The sequence below is a fragment of the Streptomyces sp. NPDC018026 genome, assembly GCF_044327745.1.
GTDB lineage: Bacteria > Actinomycetota > Actinomycetes > Streptomycetales > Streptomycetaceae > Streptomyces > Streptomyces rubrogriseus.
This window is the reverse complement of the sequence record NZ_JBIRFY010000002.1, coordinates 690,979-708,454: the sequence shown is the minus strand read 5'-3', so window position 1 is coordinate 708,454 and position 17,476 is coordinate 690,979. Positions and strand designations below refer to the sequence as shown.

General features: G+C 73.8%; 15 protein-coding genes. 7 read left to right on the top strand and 8 right to left on the bottom strand.

What is annotated here, in order from left to right; genetic code table 11:
- Nucleotides 1-4 precede the first annotated feature (4 nt).
- Nucleotides 5-1,573, top strand: a complete 1,569-nt coding sequence (locus tag ACH4D3_RS08750) for a substrate-binding domain-containing protein (RefSeq protein WP_398318187.1) — start codon at nt 5-7, stop codon at nt 1,571-1,573.
- 54 nt (nt 1,574-1,627) lie between these two features.
- Here the strand turns inward: ACH4D3_RS08750 and ACH4D3_RS08745 are convergent, their stop codons facing one another.
- The gene (locus ACH4D3_RS08745) at nt 1,628-2,086 is read right to left on the bottom strand and encodes an RrF2 family transcriptional regulator (RefSeq protein WP_398318184.1); all 459 of its coding nucleotides are present in this window, start codon (nt 2,084-2,086) and stop codon (nt 1,628-1,630) included.
- A gap of 97 nt (nt 2,087-2,183) precedes the next feature.
- Between ACH4D3_RS08745 and ACH4D3_RS08740 the strand changes: the two genes are divergently transcribed.
- On the top strand, nt 2,184-4,937 hold the full coding sequence (locus ACH4D3_RS08740; RefSeq protein ID WP_398318181.1) for a beta-galactosidase: 2,754 nt from the start codon (nt 2,184-2,186) through the stop codon (nt 4,935-4,937).
- A gap of 24 nt (nt 4,938-4,961) precedes the next feature.
- On the opposite strand, the gene ACH4D3_RS08735 is transcribed toward ACH4D3_RS08740, so the two are convergent.
- Genes ACH4D3_RS08735 through ACH4D3_RS08720 form a run of 4 tightly spaced genes read right to left on the bottom strand, consistent with a single transcriptional unit; the run spans nt 4,962 to nt 9,658 of the window.
- Nucleotides 4,962-6,467 (bottom strand): alpha-N-arabinofuranosidase, encoded by a 1,506-nt coding sequence (locus tag ACH4D3_RS08735; RefSeq protein WP_398318178.1) that lies wholly within the window; start codon nt 6,465-6,467, stop codon nt 4,962-4,964.
- 28 nt (nt 6,468-6,495) lie between these two features.
- Nucleotides 6,496-7,365 (bottom strand): carbohydrate ABC transporter permease, encoded by an 870-nt coding sequence (locus tag ACH4D3_RS08730; RefSeq protein ID WP_398318175.1) that lies wholly within the window; start codon nt 7,363-7,365, stop codon nt 6,496-6,498.
- A complete protein-coding gene (locus tag ACH4D3_RS08725) occupies nt 7,362-8,303 on the bottom strand; it encodes a carbohydrate ABC transporter permease (protein ID WP_398318172.1) in 942 nt (313 codons plus the stop codon). Before ACH4D3_RS08725 ends, ACH4D3_RS08730 begins: the two co-directional genes overlap by 4 nt.
- On the bottom strand, nt 8,300-9,658 hold the full coding sequence (locus ACH4D3_RS08720) for an extracellular solute-binding protein (RefSeq protein ID WP_398318169.1): 1,359 nt from the start codon (nt 9,656-9,658) through the stop codon (nt 8,300-8,302). The genes ACH4D3_RS08725 and ACH4D3_RS08720 overlap by 4 nt, the downstream gene beginning before the upstream one ends.
- 269 nt (nt 9,659-9,927) lie before the next feature.
- On the opposite strand from ACH4D3_RS08720, the gene ACH4D3_RS08715 reads away from it, so the two are divergent.
- From ACH4D3_RS08715 to ACH4D3_RS08700, 4 genes are all read left to right on the top strand, one after another.
- On the top strand, nt 9,928-10,455 hold the full coding sequence (locus ACH4D3_RS08715; protein ID WP_398318166.1) for a toxin: 528 nt from the start codon (nt 9,928-9,930) through the stop codon (nt 10,453-10,455).
- Nucleotides 10,452-11,636 carry an MAB_1171c family putative transporter gene (locus ACH4D3_RS08710; protein ID WP_398318163.1) on the top strand — a complete coding sequence of 395 codons (1,185 nt, stop codon included), beginning with the start codon at nt 10,452-10,454 and terminating at the stop codon, nt 11,634-11,636. Before ACH4D3_RS08715 ends, ACH4D3_RS08710 begins: the two co-directional genes overlap by 4 nt.
- A gap of 103 nt (nt 11,637-11,739) precedes the next feature.
- Complete coding sequence (locus ACH4D3_RS08705) at nt 11,740-12,951, top strand: MAB_1171c family putative transporter (protein ID WP_398318160.1); 1,212 nt, start codon at nt 11,740-11,742, stop codon at nt 12,949-12,951.
- The gene (locus tag ACH4D3_RS08700) at nt 12,941-14,347 is read left to right on the top strand and encodes an FAD-dependent monooxygenase (RefSeq protein WP_398318157.1); all 1,407 of its coding nucleotides are present in this window, start codon (nt 12,941-12,943) and stop codon (nt 14,345-14,347) included. Before ACH4D3_RS08705 ends, ACH4D3_RS08700 begins: the two co-directional genes overlap by 11 nt.
- 54 nt (nt 14,348-14,401) lie before the next feature.
- On the opposite strand, the gene ACH4D3_RS08695 is transcribed toward ACH4D3_RS08700, so the two are convergent.
- Both ACH4D3_RS08695 and ACH4D3_RS08690 read right to left on the bottom strand, forming a co-directional pair.
- Nucleotides 14,402-15,262 (bottom strand): SMP-30/gluconolactonase/LRE family protein, encoded by an 861-nt coding sequence (locus ACH4D3_RS08695; RefSeq protein ID WP_398318155.1) that lies wholly within the window; start codon nt 15,260-15,262, stop codon nt 14,402-14,404.
- Nucleotides 15,259-16,032, bottom strand: coding sequence for an IclR family transcriptional regulator (locus ACH4D3_RS08690; RefSeq protein ID WP_398318152.1), 774 nt, complete (start codon nt 16,030-16,032; stop codon nt 15,259-15,261). Before ACH4D3_RS08690 ends, ACH4D3_RS08695 begins: the two co-directional genes overlap by 4 nt.
- A 99-nt stretch (nt 16,033-16,131) precedes the next feature.
- On the opposite strand from ACH4D3_RS08690, the gene ACH4D3_RS08685 reads away from it, so the two are divergent.
- On the top strand, nt 16,132-16,734 hold the full coding sequence (locus ACH4D3_RS08685) for a hypothetical protein (protein ID WP_398318150.1): 603 nt from the start codon (nt 16,132-16,134) through the stop codon (nt 16,732-16,734).
- An 11-nt stretch (nt 16,735-16,745) separates the two neighbouring features.
- On the opposite strand, the gene ACH4D3_RS08680 is transcribed toward ACH4D3_RS08685, so the two are convergent.
- Nucleotides 16,746-17,453 carry a FadR/GntR family transcriptional regulator gene (locus ACH4D3_RS08680; protein ID WP_398318148.1) on the bottom strand — a complete coding sequence of 236 codons (708 nt, stop codon included), beginning with the start codon at nt 17,451-17,453 and terminating at the stop codon, nt 16,746-16,748.
- Between the last annotated feature and the right edge of the window lie 23 nt (nt 17,454-17,476).

The following is a 17,476-nucleotide window of genomic DNA, read 5'->3' as shown; positions in this document are numbered from 1 at the left end:
GGACGTGAGTCTGTCCTGGGGGTCCTTGGCCGCCGTCCTGGGTCTGGCCGTGCCCGTGGCGGCCGCACTGTGGGAGTTCGTGCTGGCGGGCCGCAAACGGCTCGGCTACCGCGTCCAGCTGGACACCACGATCCGGGACTCGGCCGCCTCGGGGCCCGACACCACGGTGCTGCAGCGCATGCAGTGGGACGGTACGACCCTGCGCGACCCCTCGGTCGTCCTGCTGCGGATCGAGAACGCCGGCTGGAGCCCCGTCGTCGCCGCCGACTACGTCGCTCCCGCCAGCGACCCGGTGGGCATACGCATCGCCTTCCCCGGCCGCCGCGTCGTCGGCATGACCGTCACCGAGCGCAGCCCCCAGGTGCCGCCCACCTTCTTCGTGCCGGGGGCCGAGGGCTTCGAGACCACCGGCGGGGAGGTCAAGCTGCCGAAGGTGATCCTCAACCGCCGGGCGCACTACAAGGTCCTGGCGGTCCTGGACCGCGAGGAGGGCTTCACCGAGCCCGAGTTCCCGGAGCCGGAGGTCACGGCCGGGATCGTCGGCGGGGTGCGCGGCGGGAACATCAGGAAGACCGCGTACTACCCCTTCGCCTCGCGCCAGGTCCGCTGGCTGCTCGCCTCGCTGATCCTGGTCAGCGCCACCCAGTCGGCGTTCACCCTGGCCGGGGGCGAGGACGCGGCCGCGCCGCTGGACTGCGCGGCCGGGACCCTGCACCTGTCGGGCTCCACGGCCTTCGCGCCGGTGCTGCGGGAGGCCGCTGAGCAGTACGAGCGGACCTGCCCGGACGCCCGCATCCCGCTCACCGCCACCTCCTTCAAGGGCAGCGTCGACGGGCTGGACAGCCTCGCCACCGCCGGTGCGGCCGCCCGGCTCCCGGACGGCCGGGGCCTCGGCGACAGACTGACGTTCAGCGACGGACCGAAGTCCGACGGCCGCCCGCGACTGCTGCCGAGGCCCGTGGCGCTGTCCCTGTTCACCCTGGTCGTGCACAAGGAGGCGGGGGTCGAGGACCTGTCCCTGAAGCAGGTACGGGACATCTACGCCGGGCCCGTCACCAACTGGAGCCAGGTGGGCGGCAACGACGTCCCCATCCACCTGGTCAGCCGGAACCCCGGCTCGGGCACCCGGACCACGCTCGAACAGCAGGTCCTCGACGGCCGCCCCCTCCCGGCGGTCACCACGCCCGACTGCGCGGGGCTCGACCGCGACCGGCCGGGCCGCTGCGAGGTGGGCGGCACCGGGACGCTGCTGGACACGGTGGCCTCGACCCCGGGGGCCCTGGGACACAGCGAGGTCGGCGCCGCCGCCGCGCACGACGACGTCCGGCAGATCCGCATCGACGGCTACCCGGCCACCCTGGAGGGCGCCGACCAGGGGGCGTACCCGTACTGGCAGACGGAGATCGCCTACACCTACGGCGAACCGCCGGCCGACTCGATCGCGGCGGGCTTCCTGCGCTACCTCGCCGACGAGGTGGGCAAGGACATCGTCCGCTCCAAGGGCCACCGCCCCTGCGCCGAGCTGGACAAGCCGCTGCTGTGCCGGCCGGACGGTGCGCCCGCCGCGGGGTGACGCCCTGAAGGGGCCCGCGGCGGCCCGGTCAGGACTCCGGGCGGTTGCGCCGGCCTACGGGTTCTCCCACGCCGCCGGTTCCGCCGCCAGGTCCCGCACCGGGTCCGGCAGCGCGTCCGCCGCGAGGTCCGCGATCGTCACGCCCTCCAGGATCCTGCGCACATTGGCACGCAGCGCCACCCACAGCGGCAGCAGGGGCCCCGCCGTGCCCGTGTACACCAGCTCCGTCGGCCGCTCCCCGCGCACCGAGACGATCGGGCCGTCCACCGCCCGGATCACGTCCGCCACCGTGATCTGCGACGCCCCGCGCGCCAGCCGGTACCCGCCGCCCCCGCCGCGCCGGCTCTCCACGACGCCGCCGCGCCTGAGGTCCCCGAGGATCCCCTCCAGAAACTTGTGCGGAATGTCCTGGACGGCGGCCACGTCCTCCGCCTTGACCGGGGAACCGTCCTGCCGGACGGCCAGTTCCAGTACCGCCCGTACCGCGTAGTCCGCACGCGCCGAGATCCTCATGCCGACCATTGTGGCGTCCGCTGGGACAATGGCCCGGCACAGGCGGTCCCGCGCAGGCGGCGGGGCCGGAGACACGCGCGCTACAGGAGAGGCTCCCTTGGAGCTCAGCAGGCCCAGCAGGCTCGGCAGACGAGCGTTCAGCGCCCTCGCGGGCACCACCGTCCTCGGTCTCGCGCTGGGCGGCAGCACGGCGCTGTCCGCCTCCGGCGCCCCGGGCCCCGCGCCCGCCGGGCCGCCGCCCGGCCCGCCCGGCGCCGACGGCGCGCGCCACCGGGTCGCGCTGGACCGGCGCTCGCTGCTGGTGGACGGCAGGCCGCTGGCCCTGTGGTCCGGCGAGCTGCACCCCTTCCGGCTGCCGAGCCCGTCCCTGTGGCGCGACGTGCTCCAGAAGATGCGGGCCTACGGCCACAACGCGGTCGGCATCCGCCTCGCCTGGAACCAGCACTCCCCCGCCCCCGGCGCGTACGACTTCACCGGCGTCCGCGACCTCGACCTGTTCCTGCGCACGGCCGCCGAGTGCGGTCTGTACGTCGTCCTGCACCCCGGCCCGTACATCGGCGCCGACGTGGACGCCGGGGGCCTGCCCGGCTGGCTGACCACCGTCGGGGGCCGGGCCGGGAGCACCGACCCGGCGTACCGGCGCCACGCCGAGGAGTGGCTGGGCCGGGTCAACGCCGTCGCCGCCCGGCACCTGTTCACCCGGGGCACCGGCACGGTGCTGCTCTACCGGGCCGACGCCCCCGGGCGGGCCGACTTGGACCTCCTGCGCACGAGGATGCGCGCCGACGGCATCGACGTACCCCTGCTGCACGGGGACACGCCGCTCGCCCGTCCGGAGCCGGGGCAGGTCCGGGACGCCGCCGAGGCACGGCGGGTCCACTTCGACCGCCTGGCGCGGGGGAACCCCCTGCACGACGTCGGCATGGCGTTCGGCGGCACCTCGTGGGGCTGGCTGTCCGCGCCCTCGGCGCCCTCGCCGACCTACGACCCCACCGCGGCGATCGACGAGGCACGGCGGCCGACGGACCGGCTCGCGCCGCTCCACCAGCTCGGTCAGCTGCTGCGCCACGTACCGGACTTCACCAGGATGACCGAGGCGGCGGCGGTCCGGGCCACCGACGCCCGGGTCCGGGTGGGGCATCTGGCCGACCCGGACACCGGGGCGCACGCCTACGTCCTGAGCAACGACTCCGCCGCCGACGTCACCACGACCCTCGCCATGGGCGGGGCCGACGTCGAGGTCACCGTGCCCGCCCGGGACGCCAAGCTCTTCGCCACCGGTCTGCGCCTGGGCTCGGGGCGCAAGCTGGCGTACGCCACCGTGCAGCCCATGCTGGCCATGAGCGTCGGGCGGCTGGACATCGCCGCGTTCGTGGGGCGGGCCGGCGAGATGGCGCACCTGGTCCTGGACTGTCCGGACGAGCCGTGGCCGACCCGGCTGGACGAGGAGGCGGCCTGGGCCTTCGACCGCGGGCAGCTGCACGTGACGGTGCCGCTCCAGGAGGACCGGCTGACCCGGGTACGGGTGCGCAGCGGCGACACCGACCGCACCCTGCTGCTGATCGTCGCCGACGACGCGGCCTCGCTGCGGCTGTGGCCGTACGAGACCCCGTCGGGCCGGGTCCTGGTGCGCGGACCGGAGCTGCTGCGCGAGGCGGCCCTGGACGGTGCGACGATCCGGCTGACCGGTGACACGGTCGCCGAGCGCGAGCTGGAGGTGTGGGCGCCGCACGGCATCACCGACGTCACCTGGAACGGCGAGGCGGTGCAGTCGGGCCTGGGCCGCGCCCTGAGCCTGATGGCCGTGTGGCCGCTGCCGGGCGTGCCCGACCTGGCGCTGCCCGCGCTGGACGGCTGGCGCCGGCGCACGGAGAACTTCGAGTCCCGGCCCGACTACGGCGACGAGGGGTGGACGGTCGCCGACCGGCGCACGACGCACGGCACGACCCCGGTCCCCGACGGCCGGCCGGTGCTCTTCGCCGACGACTACGGCTTCCACTACGGCGACGTCTGGTACCGCGCCCGCCTCACCGGCGCCACGGGGCTGGAGCGGGTGTCCCTCTCGTACCGCACGGGCGCGGACGGCCTGCTGATGGCCTGGCTGGACGGGGTGCCGCTGGGCAGCCACCAGCCGGGCGGGGCGGGCGACGGGAAGGGCACGTGGGCCGGCACGGCCGACTTCGGGCTGCCGGCGGACCTGCGCGCCGGCGAAGGGGACGACGCCTCCGTCCTGTCGGTCCTGGTCCGGCGCACACAGCACGGTCAGGACGCGTACCGGGAGGCCCGCGGGCTGACGTCGGCCGCTTTCGAGGGCGCCTCGCCCGAGGTGCGCTGGCGGATCATGGGCGCGGCCGCCCCCGACCCGGTGCGCGGGCCGCTCAACAACGGCGGGCTGTACGGGGAGCGCCACGGCTGGCACCTGCCCGGGTACGACGACGGCGAGTGGGAGCGGGTATCCCCGGCGGCGCTGCCCGGCGGGGACCGGCGCCAGGGCGTGACCTGGTACCGGACCACGTTCCGCCTGGACGTCCCGCCGGAGGTCGACGCCTCGGTGGGGCTGCGCCTGGACGGAACCCCGGGGGGCGGCACCGGTGCCCACCGCGTCCAGGTGTTCCTGAACGGCTGGAACCTGGGCGCGTACGGGGGCGGCCGCACGGGCGCCCCGCACACCTTCGTCCTGCCGAACGGCATCCTGCGCACCCGTGCCGCCGCCAACACCCTGGCCCTCGCGGTCCTGTCCGGCGGCGGCGCGCCGTCGGGACCGGGCTCGGTGCGCCTGGAGCCGCTGGGCGGCGCGGCCGGAGGAGTGCCGGTGAAGCCCGTCCCCTCCCCCGGCCGGCGCCGCGGCTGACCCGGGTCCGGGTCCGGGTCCTTGTCAGCGCAGCCGGATCACGTTCCAGGACAGCGGTTCCAGGGCTGCGGTGAGCCGGCCGTCCCGCAGGGCGGTGCCGTCGACCGCGTGCGGGACCACGCGGTCGGGCTCGGCGAGGGTGTTGCGGGCGTCGGGATCGGCGTCCGCGAGGGCGCTGTGCTCGACGACCTCGGTCAGCGCCAGGCCGCTCAGGGCGACCTCCAGCGGGAGGGCGCCGGTGCGCGAGCGGTTCACGGCGAAGACGGTCACCGAGCCGTCCTCGGCGCGCACGGCGGTGGCGTGCAGCAGGTCGGCCTCGCCGTACTTGCCCGTCTCGTACGTGGGTGAGTCCACCCGGACGTCGAGCACCTCGCCGCGGCCGTACTTCGAGGCCTGGGAGAAGGGAAAGAACGTCGTCTGGCGCCAGGTCGGGCCGCCCGGCTCGGTCATGATCGGCGCGATGACGTTGACGAGCTGCGCGAGGCAGGCCACGGTGACGCGGTCGGCGTGCCGCAGCAGGGCGATCAGGAGCGAGCCGAAGACGACCGCGTCCAGGACGCTGTAGTTGTCCTCCAGCAGGCGGGGCGCCTCGGGCCAGTCCAGGGCGCCGACCTCGGCCTGCGTCCTGGACATGTACCAGACGTTCCACTCGTCGAAGGAGAGGTTGATCCTCTTCTTCGACTTGAGGCGGGCGCCGACGTGGTCGCAGGTGGCGACGACGTTCTCGATGAACGACTCCATGTCCACGGCGGAGGCGAGGAAGGAGTCGACGTCCCCGTCGTGCGGCTCGTAGTAGGCGTGCAGCGAGATGTGGTCGACCAGGTCGTAGGTCTCCTTCAGGACCGTCGCCTCCCACTCGGCGAAGGTCTCCATCGACTGCCCGGACGACCCGCACGCGACCAGTTCGACGTCCGGGTCGATCTGGCGCATGGCGCGGGCGGTCTCGGCGGCGAGGCGGCCGTACTCCTCGGCGGTCTTGTGGCCGGTCTGCCAGGGGCCGTCCATCTCGTTGCCCAGGCACCAGAGCCGGATGCCGAAGGGGTCCTTGTCGCCGTGCTCGGCGCGCAGGTCGGACAGGGCCGTGCCGGAGGGGTGGTTGGCGTACTCCTGGAGTTCCAGCGCCTCGGCGACGCCGCGGGTGCCGAGGTTGACCGCCATCATGGGCTCGGCCTGCGGGCCGATCTTCTTCAGGAAGGCGATGTACTCGGAGAGGCCGAAGCGGTTGGTCTCGGTGGAGCGCCAGGCGAGGTCGAGGCGGCGCGGGCGGTCCGCCACCGGGCCGACCGAGTCCTCCCACTTGTAGCCGGAGACGAAGTTGCCGCCGGGGTAGCGGACGGCGGTGACGCCGAGTTCCCGGACCAGCTCCAGCACGTCCTGGCGCAGGCCGTCGGCGTCCGCGGTGGGGTGGCCGGGCTCGAAGACGCCGGTGTACACGCAGCGTCCGAGGTGCTCGACGAAGGAGCCGAAGAGACGGGGGTTGACGGCGCCGACGGTGAAGGCGGGGTCGAGGGTGAAGCGGGCGGGGCGCATCTTTTCCTTTCGGGACGGGGTGAGGGGGCTACTGGCCGGCCAGGCCCGTGTGGGCGACGCCCGCCACGATCTGGCGTTGGAAGAAGACGAAGACGACGATCAGCGGCAGGCCGGCCATCAGGCCGCCGGCCATGAGCTGGGCCCACTGGATGCCGTAGGAGTTCATCACGGTCGCGATGCCGTTCGGCATGGTCATCAGGTCGGGGTTGTTGGTGACCATGTAGGGCCACAGGAAGTTGTTCCAGGAGCTGATGAAGGTGAAGATGCCGACCGCCGCGAGCGAGGGGCGCGACAGCGGCACGATGATCGTGAAGAAGACGCGCCAGCGGCCCGCGCCGTCGATGAAGGCAGCCTCCTCCAGCTCGCGCGGGATGCCCTGGAAGAACTTGTAGAGGATGTAGACCATCGCGGCGGGCGCGCACTGCGGCAGGATCATGCCCCAGTAGGTGTCGACCATGCCCATCTGCTGGACGGTGGTGAACAGCGGGACGCCGAGCACGGCCGGGGAGACCATGAGGCCCGCCATCACCACGCCCATCAGGACGCCCTTGCCCCGGAACTCGGTGCGGGCGAAGCCGTATCCGGCGAGCGCCGCGACCAGCAGCACGACCGTCGTCACGCACACCGACACGACCAGCGAGTTGACGAACCAGTCGGTGATGTTGCCGGTCTCGAAGAGGGCCTTCCAGGCCTGCCCGGTCCAGTCGTGCGGCAGCCAGTGCGTGGGCACCTCGACCGCCTCGGTCTCCGACTTGAGCGAGGTGAACAGGGCCCAGGCGAGCGGGGCGAGGAACACCGCGGAGACGGCGGCGGCGAGGAGCGTGAGCACGATCTGGCCGGGGGTCCAGCTCCGGCGGGGGCGGGGGCGGGTGCGGACCGGCGGTGCGGCGGTGGTCATCGGCCGCCCTCCTCACGGTTGCGCAGCAGCCACATCCGGGCGAGGGCGACGGCCGCGACGATCACGAAGAAGATGATGGAGATCGCGGAGGCGTAGCCCACGCGGTAGCTGGTGAAGCCCTGTTCGAGCGTGTACTGCACGAAGGTGCGGGTCGAGCCCTCCGGCCCGGGTCCGAAGTCCTGCATGACGACGGCCTGGTCGAAGACCTGGAGGGAGGCGAGGATCTGCAGGGCGAGGACGAGGCCGGTGATGTTGCGCAGCATCGGCAGCGTGATGTGCAGGATGCGGTGCCAGGCGTTCGCGCCGTCCAGTTTGGCGGCCTCGTAGAGGTGGGCGGGGATGCCCTGGAGCGCGGCGAGGTAGAGCAGGAAGCTGAAGCCGACGGTCCACCACAGGGTGGTGATGACGACCGCGAGCATCGCGTACGACTTGTCGGTCAGCCAGGGTGTTTCGAGGCCGAAGACGTGGTTGACCATGCCGGTGCCGGGGTTGAACAGCCACTGCCACAGGTTCGCGGCGACGGTGGATGGCAGCAGGAACGGCAGGAAGAAGCAGAGCCGCCACAGCCACTTGCCGCGCTCGATGTGGTGGGCCAGCATCGCGAGGAGGAGGGCGAGGACGGTGATGCAGGGCACCACGAGCAGCGTGAAGTACGCGCTGTGGCCGAGCGCGTCCCACATCAGGGGGTCCTTCAGGGCCTCGCGGTAGTTGTCGAGGCCGATGAAGTTCGCGCTGTCGCCGGAGATGTTGGCGTCGGTGAAGCTGAGGTAGAGGCCGCGCAGCAGCGGCCAGATCACGAAGAGCGCGAAGAGCGCGAGGAACGGGGCCACGAACCAGCCGCCGTGCTGGAAGCCCTGCCTGCGGCGGACGGTGGCGCTGTCGGCGGCGGTCCTCGCCCGCGCCGGGCGGACGATCGTCTCGGCACTGGTGGCGCTCATGCGGCGGCACCTCCCTGTGCGGCGGTGCGGCCGTCCATGGGGTTCTTCATGGCGAGCAGTTCGGTGAGCGTGCCCTTCATCCGGCGGGCGGCGGCCTCGGGCTTCGAGGAGCCCGTCGTCGAGGAGACCACGGCCGGGCCGACCCGCTGGGCGAGGATGCCGGTGGACCCGGCGAACCACACCTTGGGCTCGGTGGCCTGGTGGTCCATGGCCGAGACGTACTCGTTCTGCGGTTGGAGCTTCTGGTAGGCGGCCGTGGACAGGGTCGGCGTGTAGGCCGGGATGTGTCCGCCGGCCGCCCACTGCCGGGCGTGCTTGACGACGTAGGCGGCGAGCCGGTGCGCGCCCTCGTTGGTGGCGCCGCCGCGGTCGGCCTGGTGCGGCAGGACGAAGGAGTGGGACTCGGCGTGGGTGGCGCGCCTGCCGAAGACGGGCGGCAGCGGGGTGGCGCCGTAGTCGAGCTTCGCCGCGTCGAAGACCGGCACGGACCAGTTGCCCTCCCAGGCGAAGGGGGAGCCGTTGACGAACTGTTCGGCACCGGCGCCGCCTCCGAAGGAGGGGTTGGCGTATCCGTCGGCGACGTGCTTGCGCAGGAACTCCAGGACCTGGGCGGCCTTGTCGGTGTCGAAGGTGACCTCGGTCTTCGCGTCGTTGAACCAGGTGCCGCCGAGCTGGGTGTAGAAGGCGACGAAGAACCACCACTGGAAGTTCTGGTCGTTGTGCCACAGGCCGATGGTCTGCAGGCCCTTCGCGGTGGCCTTCCTGGCCTCCTTGAGCACGTCGAACCACTCTTCGGTGGAGCCGACCGGCACGATCCGGCCGTCCTCGCCGAGCAGGCCCGCCTTCCTCAGCACGTCCTTGCGGTAGAAGCAGAGCTGGACGTGGATGTCGAGCGGCAGTGCGTAGAGCCTGCCGTCGATCACGGCGCGCTTCCACAGCTCCGGGTTGAAGTCCTGTTCGCGCACGCCGTACTTGGCGAGCAGCGCGGGGTCCCAGGGGTCGAGGAGGCGGCCGGGCGAGAAGCCGGTGACGCGGCCGAGGTGCATGACGCCGAGGTCGGGCGCGCGGTTGCCGGCGGCGGCCATGGCGAGCTTGGTGTAGAAGGGGCTGCCCCACTGGAGGGTGGAGTCCTTCACGTCGATGCCGGGGTGGTCCGCGCGGAAGGAGTCCAGCATCGCGATCATGTTGTATCCGTCGCCGCCGCTGAAGAGGTTCCAGTAGCGGACCCGGGTGCCCGCTTTGGAGGCGAGTGCGTCGGCGCCGGTGCCGAGCGCCGCGAAGCCGAAGCTGCCCGCGACCGTCAGGCCGCCGGCCGCGGCGAGAAAGTGCCTGCGATTCAGGCCAGGTCGTCCCATGCCCTGCCCCATCTGTCGACATTCAAGGACGGTCGTTCGATATTTCGGATGTCGCTCGTAACTTCGAACGGGAACGTAGGTGGGAAGCGCTTGCCCGTCAATGGTTCGGGCAGGATCGGGCCGGTCTTCACAGGGGGCGGGAGGCCGCAGGAGGGCACCGTCTCGGCCACCTCGCGACCGACAGGGCCCCGGGAACTGGCCCGGAGGCCACGCGTCTTGGCATATTGCAGGGGTGACCGAAGGACGGCCGGGGGAACGAGGAGACAGCGGTGCGTACCAGGAAGGAGATGCGGCGTCTCGCTGACGCTCTCATCGACCCCATCGAGGTGGCCGTGCCGGCCGATCCCGAGGTGCTGTTCGAGGCACTCGTCGCCTCCGTCAGCGCGTGGCGGGGACGTGAGGTGGTCGTGCACCGGGCGGCGTTCCCGCCGCACACCGCGAGTGGGCTGTGGCTCGAACGCGAGAGCCACGACGACGTGGTGGTCGACGAACGCGCGGCCGTGTGGCACCAGATCGTGATCCTGTGCCACGAGGTGTGGCACATGAGCCGCCGTCGGACGGAGGGCGGCGCGGAGGCGGACGGCCGGTCCCGGGCGGTGGCCGCGCGCAGCGACTTCTCCCTGGCCGAGGAACAGGAGGCGGACCGCTTCGGCATGCTGATGGGCAGCCGGCTGCGCACCTGGCTGGACGCCTCGACCGACTCGGTGTTCGCCGCCGAGGGCGGCGGTCCGGCCGGCCCGGAGAGCCTCGCCGCCCGCATCGGGGCCGCGCTCAACTACCGCGGGACGACCGGATGAACAGCCTGATCAACTATCTGAGCTGCACCGCGCTCTGGCTCGGCCTCGCGGTGCGGGCCCCCGACCTGCTGCGGCACCGGCACGATCCTTATCTGCGGGCCATCTGCGCGGTGCTGGGACTGGCCGGGCTCTGCTTCCTGCTCGGGGCGCCGCCGACGGTCGGAGCCGTCAACCGGCTGAGCGGCGTGCCGAACCTCGCTGCACCGGTCACCTACGCGGCGATCACCGGATACTGCGCCGCCTCCCAGGTCCTCGTCGTGCACTGGCGCGGGGGTCCCCGGGTGCGCCGTACCGCCCGCCGGTGGACGCTCGCCTACGCCGTCGTGGTCCTCGGCATCGCGCTGACCTTCGCGCTCGGCGACGCGCCCGTGGAGCGCCGCACCGATCTGGACACCTACTACGCGACGACCCCGTTCATCGCCCAGATGATCGTGCTGTATCTGGTCGCGCACCTGTCCGCGGCGACCGTCACGACGGTGTCCGCGCTGCGCTGGTCCCGGCAGGTGCGCGGCGGGCTGCGGGCCGGTCTGACGCTGATCGGGGCCGGTTCGCTGTGCGGCGCCGGTTACAGCGCCACCAAGCTCGTCGCGGTGGGCGCCCGCTGGTCCGGGCGCGACTGGTCGGCGCTCGGCACCACGGTCTCCCCGGCCGCCGCCGGTCTCGGCGCGCTGCTGGTGGTCGTCGGGGTACTGGTGCCGCTGGTGACGCCGCGGGTGGCCGAGTGGCGGCGGGCGGCGCGCGCGTACGCCCGGCTGGCGCCGTTGGAGCGGGCCCTGGACGACCTGCTCGTGCGCCGGGCGCTGCGGCTGCCGCGCCCGCGGTTCGCCTCGCCCGCCACCCTCCTGATGTGGCGCCGCACGAGCATCCACAACGCGCTCGGTCACCTGGACGCGTACTGCGACCGGGACCTGTACGACCGGACCCGCGCCGACACGCTGGCGGCGACGGGCGATCCGGAACTGGCCGGGGCGAGCGCCTGGGCCGCGGTGATCGTCGACGCGCTGCGCACCGAGGCCGACCCCGGGAAGGTGCTGCCGCCCGCCGCGGGCACCGGTCGCCCCCTGGCCCCGTCGCCGGACCCGGCGGCGCTCGCGCGGATCTCCGACGTGCTCGCCGGAGCGGTGCGGGTACCGGCCGCGTCCACCGCCCCGAGCGGCAGGACGACGGCGGGCACCGCGTGACGGCCGGCGGCGTCACCGCGGGTGGCACGGGTGGCACGGGCGGCCGCGCGGGCGTCCGGCACGGCCGGGTCGCACAGGTTCCGCACGTAAGGAGTGGTCGGACGTGAGTCTCGTCGTCTACCTGGCGGCCGTGGTGTTCGGCATGACCTCGGTGCTGCTGTTCCGCCGCCCCCGGACGGCCGTCCGCAATCCGCTGGCCCTGTCCACCTGCGTGGCCATCGTCCTCGGTGCCCTGGTCTTCGTGTGCGCCGCCCCGGCCACCCTCGGCACCGTCAACGAACTCACCGGCGTCACCAACTTCGGGGCCCCGCTGACCTACGGCATGCTCTCCGCCTACAGCTGCGCGGTGCTGGTGCTGCTGATCAACTGGCGGGGCGGCCCCCGGCCGGTGGTGCGGCGCGCGGTGCTGCGCAGCATGGCGGCGTACGGCCTGCTGGTGGCCGCCATCGTCGCGCTGTTCCTGCTCGCCGACTCGGACACCGAGCGGCTGACCGATCTCGACACGTACTACGCGGGCACCCCGTTCATGCGGGAGATGATCCTGCTGTACCTGCTCGGGCACAGCGCGGCGATGCTGGTGATGTGTGCCGTCTGCGTCAAGTGGAGCCGTGAGGTGGGCGGCCTGCTGCGGGTCGGGCTGCGGCTCATCCTGCTGGGCGCGCTGCTGGACCTGGTGGGGTTCCAGTTCACCAAGTACACGGCCGTGGTGGCGCGGTGGACCGGTCACGACCTCGACTTCCTGTCCACCAACGTGGCCCCGCCGATGGCGTCGCTGGCGGCGCTGGTGTGTTCCGTGGGGTTCGCCCTGCCCAGGCTGCTGCCTTCCGTCCTCGCCCACTGGCGGGGGCTGGACGACTACCGGCGGCTGGGTCCGCTGTGGTCGCTGGTGAAGTCGGCGTCCACGGCTCCCCGGCAGCCGTCCGTCCGGTGGCAGCTCCCCCGGGCCCGGCTCCAGTGGCGCGAGGTCTCCATCCACGACGCCCTGCTCACCCTGGCGCCGTACTTCGACCACCGGGTCCGCGAGAGTGCGCGGGACGCCGCTCTGCGCGCGGGCCGCTCCCCGCACGAGGCGCGGCTGGCGGCGGAGGCGGCGATGCTCGCCGACGCGGCGCGCCGGGCCACCGCGCACGAGGAACCGCCGGACGCCACCGGCTCCTACCGGCTGCACGCCACCGAGGTACCGGGCCCGAGCGGGCTGGTGGAACTGTCGCAGGCACTGCACCTCCCGCCCGGCCGGGCCGCCGCACCCGGCGGCCCGGACCCGTCCGCCCTGACCGGACCCCTGACCGAACCCGAGGAGCCCCATGTCGCGTAGAGCAGTCGTCGTCGGTGCCGGACTGGCCGGAATGCTGGCCGCCGCCGCGCTGGCCGACGCGGGCGTGGCGGAGGTCGTCGTACTGGACCGCGACGAGCTGCCCGACGGGCCCCGGCAGCGCCGGGGTCTTCCCCAGGGCCGGCACGCGCACCTGCTGATGCCCGGCGGGCTGACGGCGATGGAGGAGATCGTGCCCGGCGCGGGCCTTCGCAAGCGGCTGCTCGCCGCCGGGGCGCACGAGGTGTCCCTCAGCTCGGGCGTGCTGGCCCGCAGCCCCGAGGGCTGGCTGCGGCGGTGGCGGCGCGCGGGCCCCGTCATGCTCACCTGCACCCGGGCACTGGTGGACTGGACGGTACGGGCCGCGGTGCTCGAAGGGACGGCCGTCGAGGTGCGCCGGGCGGCCGTGGTGGGCCTGACCGGGTCCGCGGGGCGGGTGCGGGGCGTGCGGGCGTCGGGGCCCGGCGGCGAGGAGGACCTGGACGCCGACCTGGTCGTCGACGCGAGCGGACGCGGTACCCGGATCCTCCCCTGGCTGGACGGGCTCGGGCTGTCCGGCGTCCGGACGCGGACCGTGGACTCGGGGCTGGTCAACGCCTCGCGCGTGTACCGGGTACCGGCCGGGGCGGAGCGGTTCCCTCTGACGGTCGTGCACGCCGATCCGTACGTCTCCCGGCCGGGCCGCAGCGCCATGGTCATGCCGATCGAGGGCGACCGCTGGCTGGTCAGCTGCGGCGGCACGCGCGGCGGTGAACCACCGGCCGATCCCGAGGGTTTCCTGCGGTACACGCTCGGCCTGCCGGACCCGATCGTGGGCCGGCTGATCTCCGGTGCCGAACCGCTCACCGACGTGCACCTGAGCCGGTCCACCAGCAATGTGCGGCACTACCTGGACAAGGTGCCCGACTGGCCGGAGGGCCTGGTGGTCCTCGGCGACGCGCTCGGCACCTTCAACCCGGCCTACGGGCAGGGCATGTCGGTGGCCGCGTTCGGCGCCCGCGTCCTCGGCCGGGAGCTGGACCGGGCCGACGGGCTCGGCGCCCCCGGCCTGGCCCGGCGGGTGCTGCGGGGTGCGGCGCGCCCGGTGGACGCGGCCTGGGCCATGGCCGTCGGGCAGGACGTCCTCTACCCGCAGACGCGCGGCGGCGGGCGGCCGGGGATCGCCGACCGGGCGGCGACGGCGTACACGCGGCGCATGACGAGGGCGGCCACCGGTTCCTTCGCGGCGGCCTCGGCGCTCTGGGACGTCACCAGCATGCGCACCCCGCCGACCCGCCTGTTCCACCCGTCGGCGGTCCTGGCCGCGCTCGCCGGGCCGCCGCTCCCCCTGCTGACCGGGCCGCCGCTGACCCCGGGCGAGCGCGCGGTGCTCGACGGGCTGGACCGCACCGGGGCGTGAGCGCAGGCCGTCCGGTCGCCGCCGTTCGCGACGGTCGCCGGACGGCGGTGGACGTCACCCCGCGAACGCCGGCTGCGCCACCCCCCGTCCCGCGCCCGGCACCACCAGCAGGGAGCCCGCCAGCGGGTGCGGGTCCGGCAGGCCGACCCGGGCCGTGGTGAGGTACAGGTCGGCGAGGTCCGGGCCGCCGAAGGCGCAGGCCGTGACCCGGGGGACGGGGAGGGAGATCACCCGGTCCAGGTCGCCGGAGGGGGTGTAGCGGCGTACCGCGCCGCCGTCCCACAGGGCGACCCACACGCAGCCGTCGGCGTCGACGCACAGGCCGTCGGGGAAGCCCGCGCCGTCCTCGATCGCGGCCAGCGGGCGGCGGCCGGCGACCCGGCCGTCCGCGGTGACGTCGAAGACGTCGACACGGCGGGTCGGGGTGTCGGCGTAGTACATCAGCGTGCCGTCGGGGCTCCAGCCGGTGCCGTTGCTCACCGTCACGTCGTCGAGGACGGTCTCGGCGGTGCCGTCGCCGGTGTACCGGGTCAGCGTGCCCCCGCCGCGCGCCTCGTCGTAGCGCATGGTGCCCGCCCACAGGCTGCCGTCGGGGGCGACGGCGGCGTCGTTGCCGCGGCGGCCGGGGACGGGCTCGCGGTGCAGCCAGCGGAAGGTGTCGTCCGGGTCGAGCAGGCCGATCCCGTCCCGCAGGTTGAGGACCAGGCCGCCGCCCGCGCGGGGTTTGACGGCGCCCACGTGCTGGTCGGTGCGGCGCACGGTGCGCCGGCCGGTGGCCGGGTCGTGGGTGTGGACGCGGGAGTTCAGGATGTCGAGCCACAGGAGGCGGCCCGTGGCCGGGTCCCAGGTGGGGCCCTCGCCGAGGGACGCCTCTTCGTGGACGGCAACCTCGAAGGCCGTGCCGGTCGCCGTCATGCCGCGCTCCGGTGGCCGAGCCGCTCGGAGAGGTCGGCGGCGCCCTTGCCGGCGAGCTGCTCCAGTTCGGCGCGGCGCTCCTCGCTCCAGCGGATCATGGGCACGGAGATCGACAGCGCGGCGACGACCCGGCCGGTGCGGTCGCGGACCGGGGCGGCCACGCAGGACACGTCCGGGTTGGACTCGCGGCTCTCCACCGCCGTACCGCGCTCGCGGATCGCCGCCAGGGCCTCGCGCAGCGCGGCCGGGTCGGTGATGCTGTTCGGGGTCATCGCGGTCAGCTCGGCGCCGTCGGGGAAGCGCTCGGCGACCTCCGGCTCGGGCAGGGAGGCCAGCAGCATCTTGCCGACGGACGTGCAGTGCGCGGGCAGCCGGCGGCCGGCCGCGGACACCATGCGCACCGCGTGGGTGGAGTCGACCTTGGCGATGTAGATGACGTCGGTGTCCTCCAGGATCGCCACGTGCACCGTCTCGTCGCAGGTCTCGGCGACCGACCGGGCGACCTGCTGGCCCTCCGCGGCGAGGTCGAGGTGCTCGGCGTAGCGGGCGCCGAGCTGGTACGGACGCACGCCGAGCCGGTACCGTCCGGACTGCCCGGTGACCGGGACGATGTACTTGCGGGCGGCGAGCGTGGTGACCAGCTCGTGCACGGTGGTGCGCGGCAGCTGGAGCCTGCGCACGATGTCGGGGGCGGAGAGCGTGCCGTCCCCGTCGAGGAAGAGCTCCAGTATGTCGAGAGCCCGGGTCACGGCCGGCACGAGGCGTCCCATGTCCAGCCCCCTCCCTAGGTGTGTTCGAGATTTCAACAGGCGATCGGAATAACGAACACAGGCTACTCATACCGCGTTTGCCTGGGCAATGGGCGGGTGATGATGGTGGCCATGCCGACCGGAAAGCAGCCAGCGAAACCGTTCACCCCGCGCGACTTCCAGCTCGTCCTGCTGCGTCGCATGGCCGACCACAACCCCGGCCCGGTGGAGGACGCCCGCCGCGAGCTGGGCGCGTCGGTCGCGGACATGCGCGAGGCCAACCGGCGCTGGCAGGCGATGCTCCACTCACCCCGGTCCCGCTCGGCCGCCGCCCGGTACCGCTCCGTCCTGGGCGAGCCGGAGTCGGTGGCGCCGCGCCGGATCGGCGACCTGGAGTGCGAGGCCCGGCAGTGGGCGCTGCCCCTGTGGCCGGACCTGCGCTTCGAGGTGCTCGTCGCGGACAAGGGCGTCGTCTGGACCGAGTGGCTGGTCCGCGCCCCCGGCGCGCAGCGGCCCGAACTGCGCACCCTGGACGACCTCACGCCCTGGTCCTGCACGGTCGACGAGGCGGCCCGCGCCTTCGCCCCCGCCCGGCCGCTCCAGGGCTCGGCCCCGACCCGGTGGGGGCTGGCCTTCACCGCCCCGGACCGCGACGGCGTACGGCACGAGGTGGTCGCGGAGTTCACCTGGGGGCTGCTCCAGCGCACGGCCGTCGGCGCATAGCGAAGGCCCGGTCAGCGCTCGTCCTCCGGGTCCCAGTCCAGCAGGCGGACCTTGGCGACCGTACGGACGTGGCGGCGCATCGCGGCGGCCGCCTGCCGGGGCTGCCGGGCGGCCACGGCGTCCAGGATCGCCCGGTGCTGGGCCAGGGAGCGGCCGGGGCGGCCGGGCTGGCGCAGGGACTCGGTGCGGCTCTCGGCGATCTGGTGGGCGATGGAGCGCATGAACTCGGCGAGCAGGCTGCTGTGCGCCGCCGCGGTCACCGCCGCGTGGAAGAGCCGGTCGCCCTCGACGCCGTGCCCGTCCCGGTCGATCTCCTCGGCCATCACGGCCAGCGCGGACCGCATGGCGGCGAGGTCGTCCTCCGTACGGCGCTCGGCGGCCAGTTCGGCGAGCTTGGTCTCCAGTGCCTCCCTGGCCTCCAGGACGTCCGGGAGGCGTCGGCGGCGTTCGACCATCTTCTCGACGGGTTCGACATCGAGGCTGTCCCGGACCAGATAGGTCCCGCCGCCGTGCCGTGCCTCCACCAGGCCCTGCACCTCCAGGACCACGATCGCCTGCTTCACCGAGGCGCGGCTGACACCGAGGCGCTGGGCCAGGTCCCGCTCGGGCGGCAGCCGGTCACCCGCCCGCAGGCCGCCGTCGGCGACGTACTGGCGCAGCCGCTCCAGCACCTGTTCGTACAGGCGCTGTCTGGTCATGGGGCGCAGGGCGTCGGTCATGAGGTCCCCCCTCTCGACGGGAG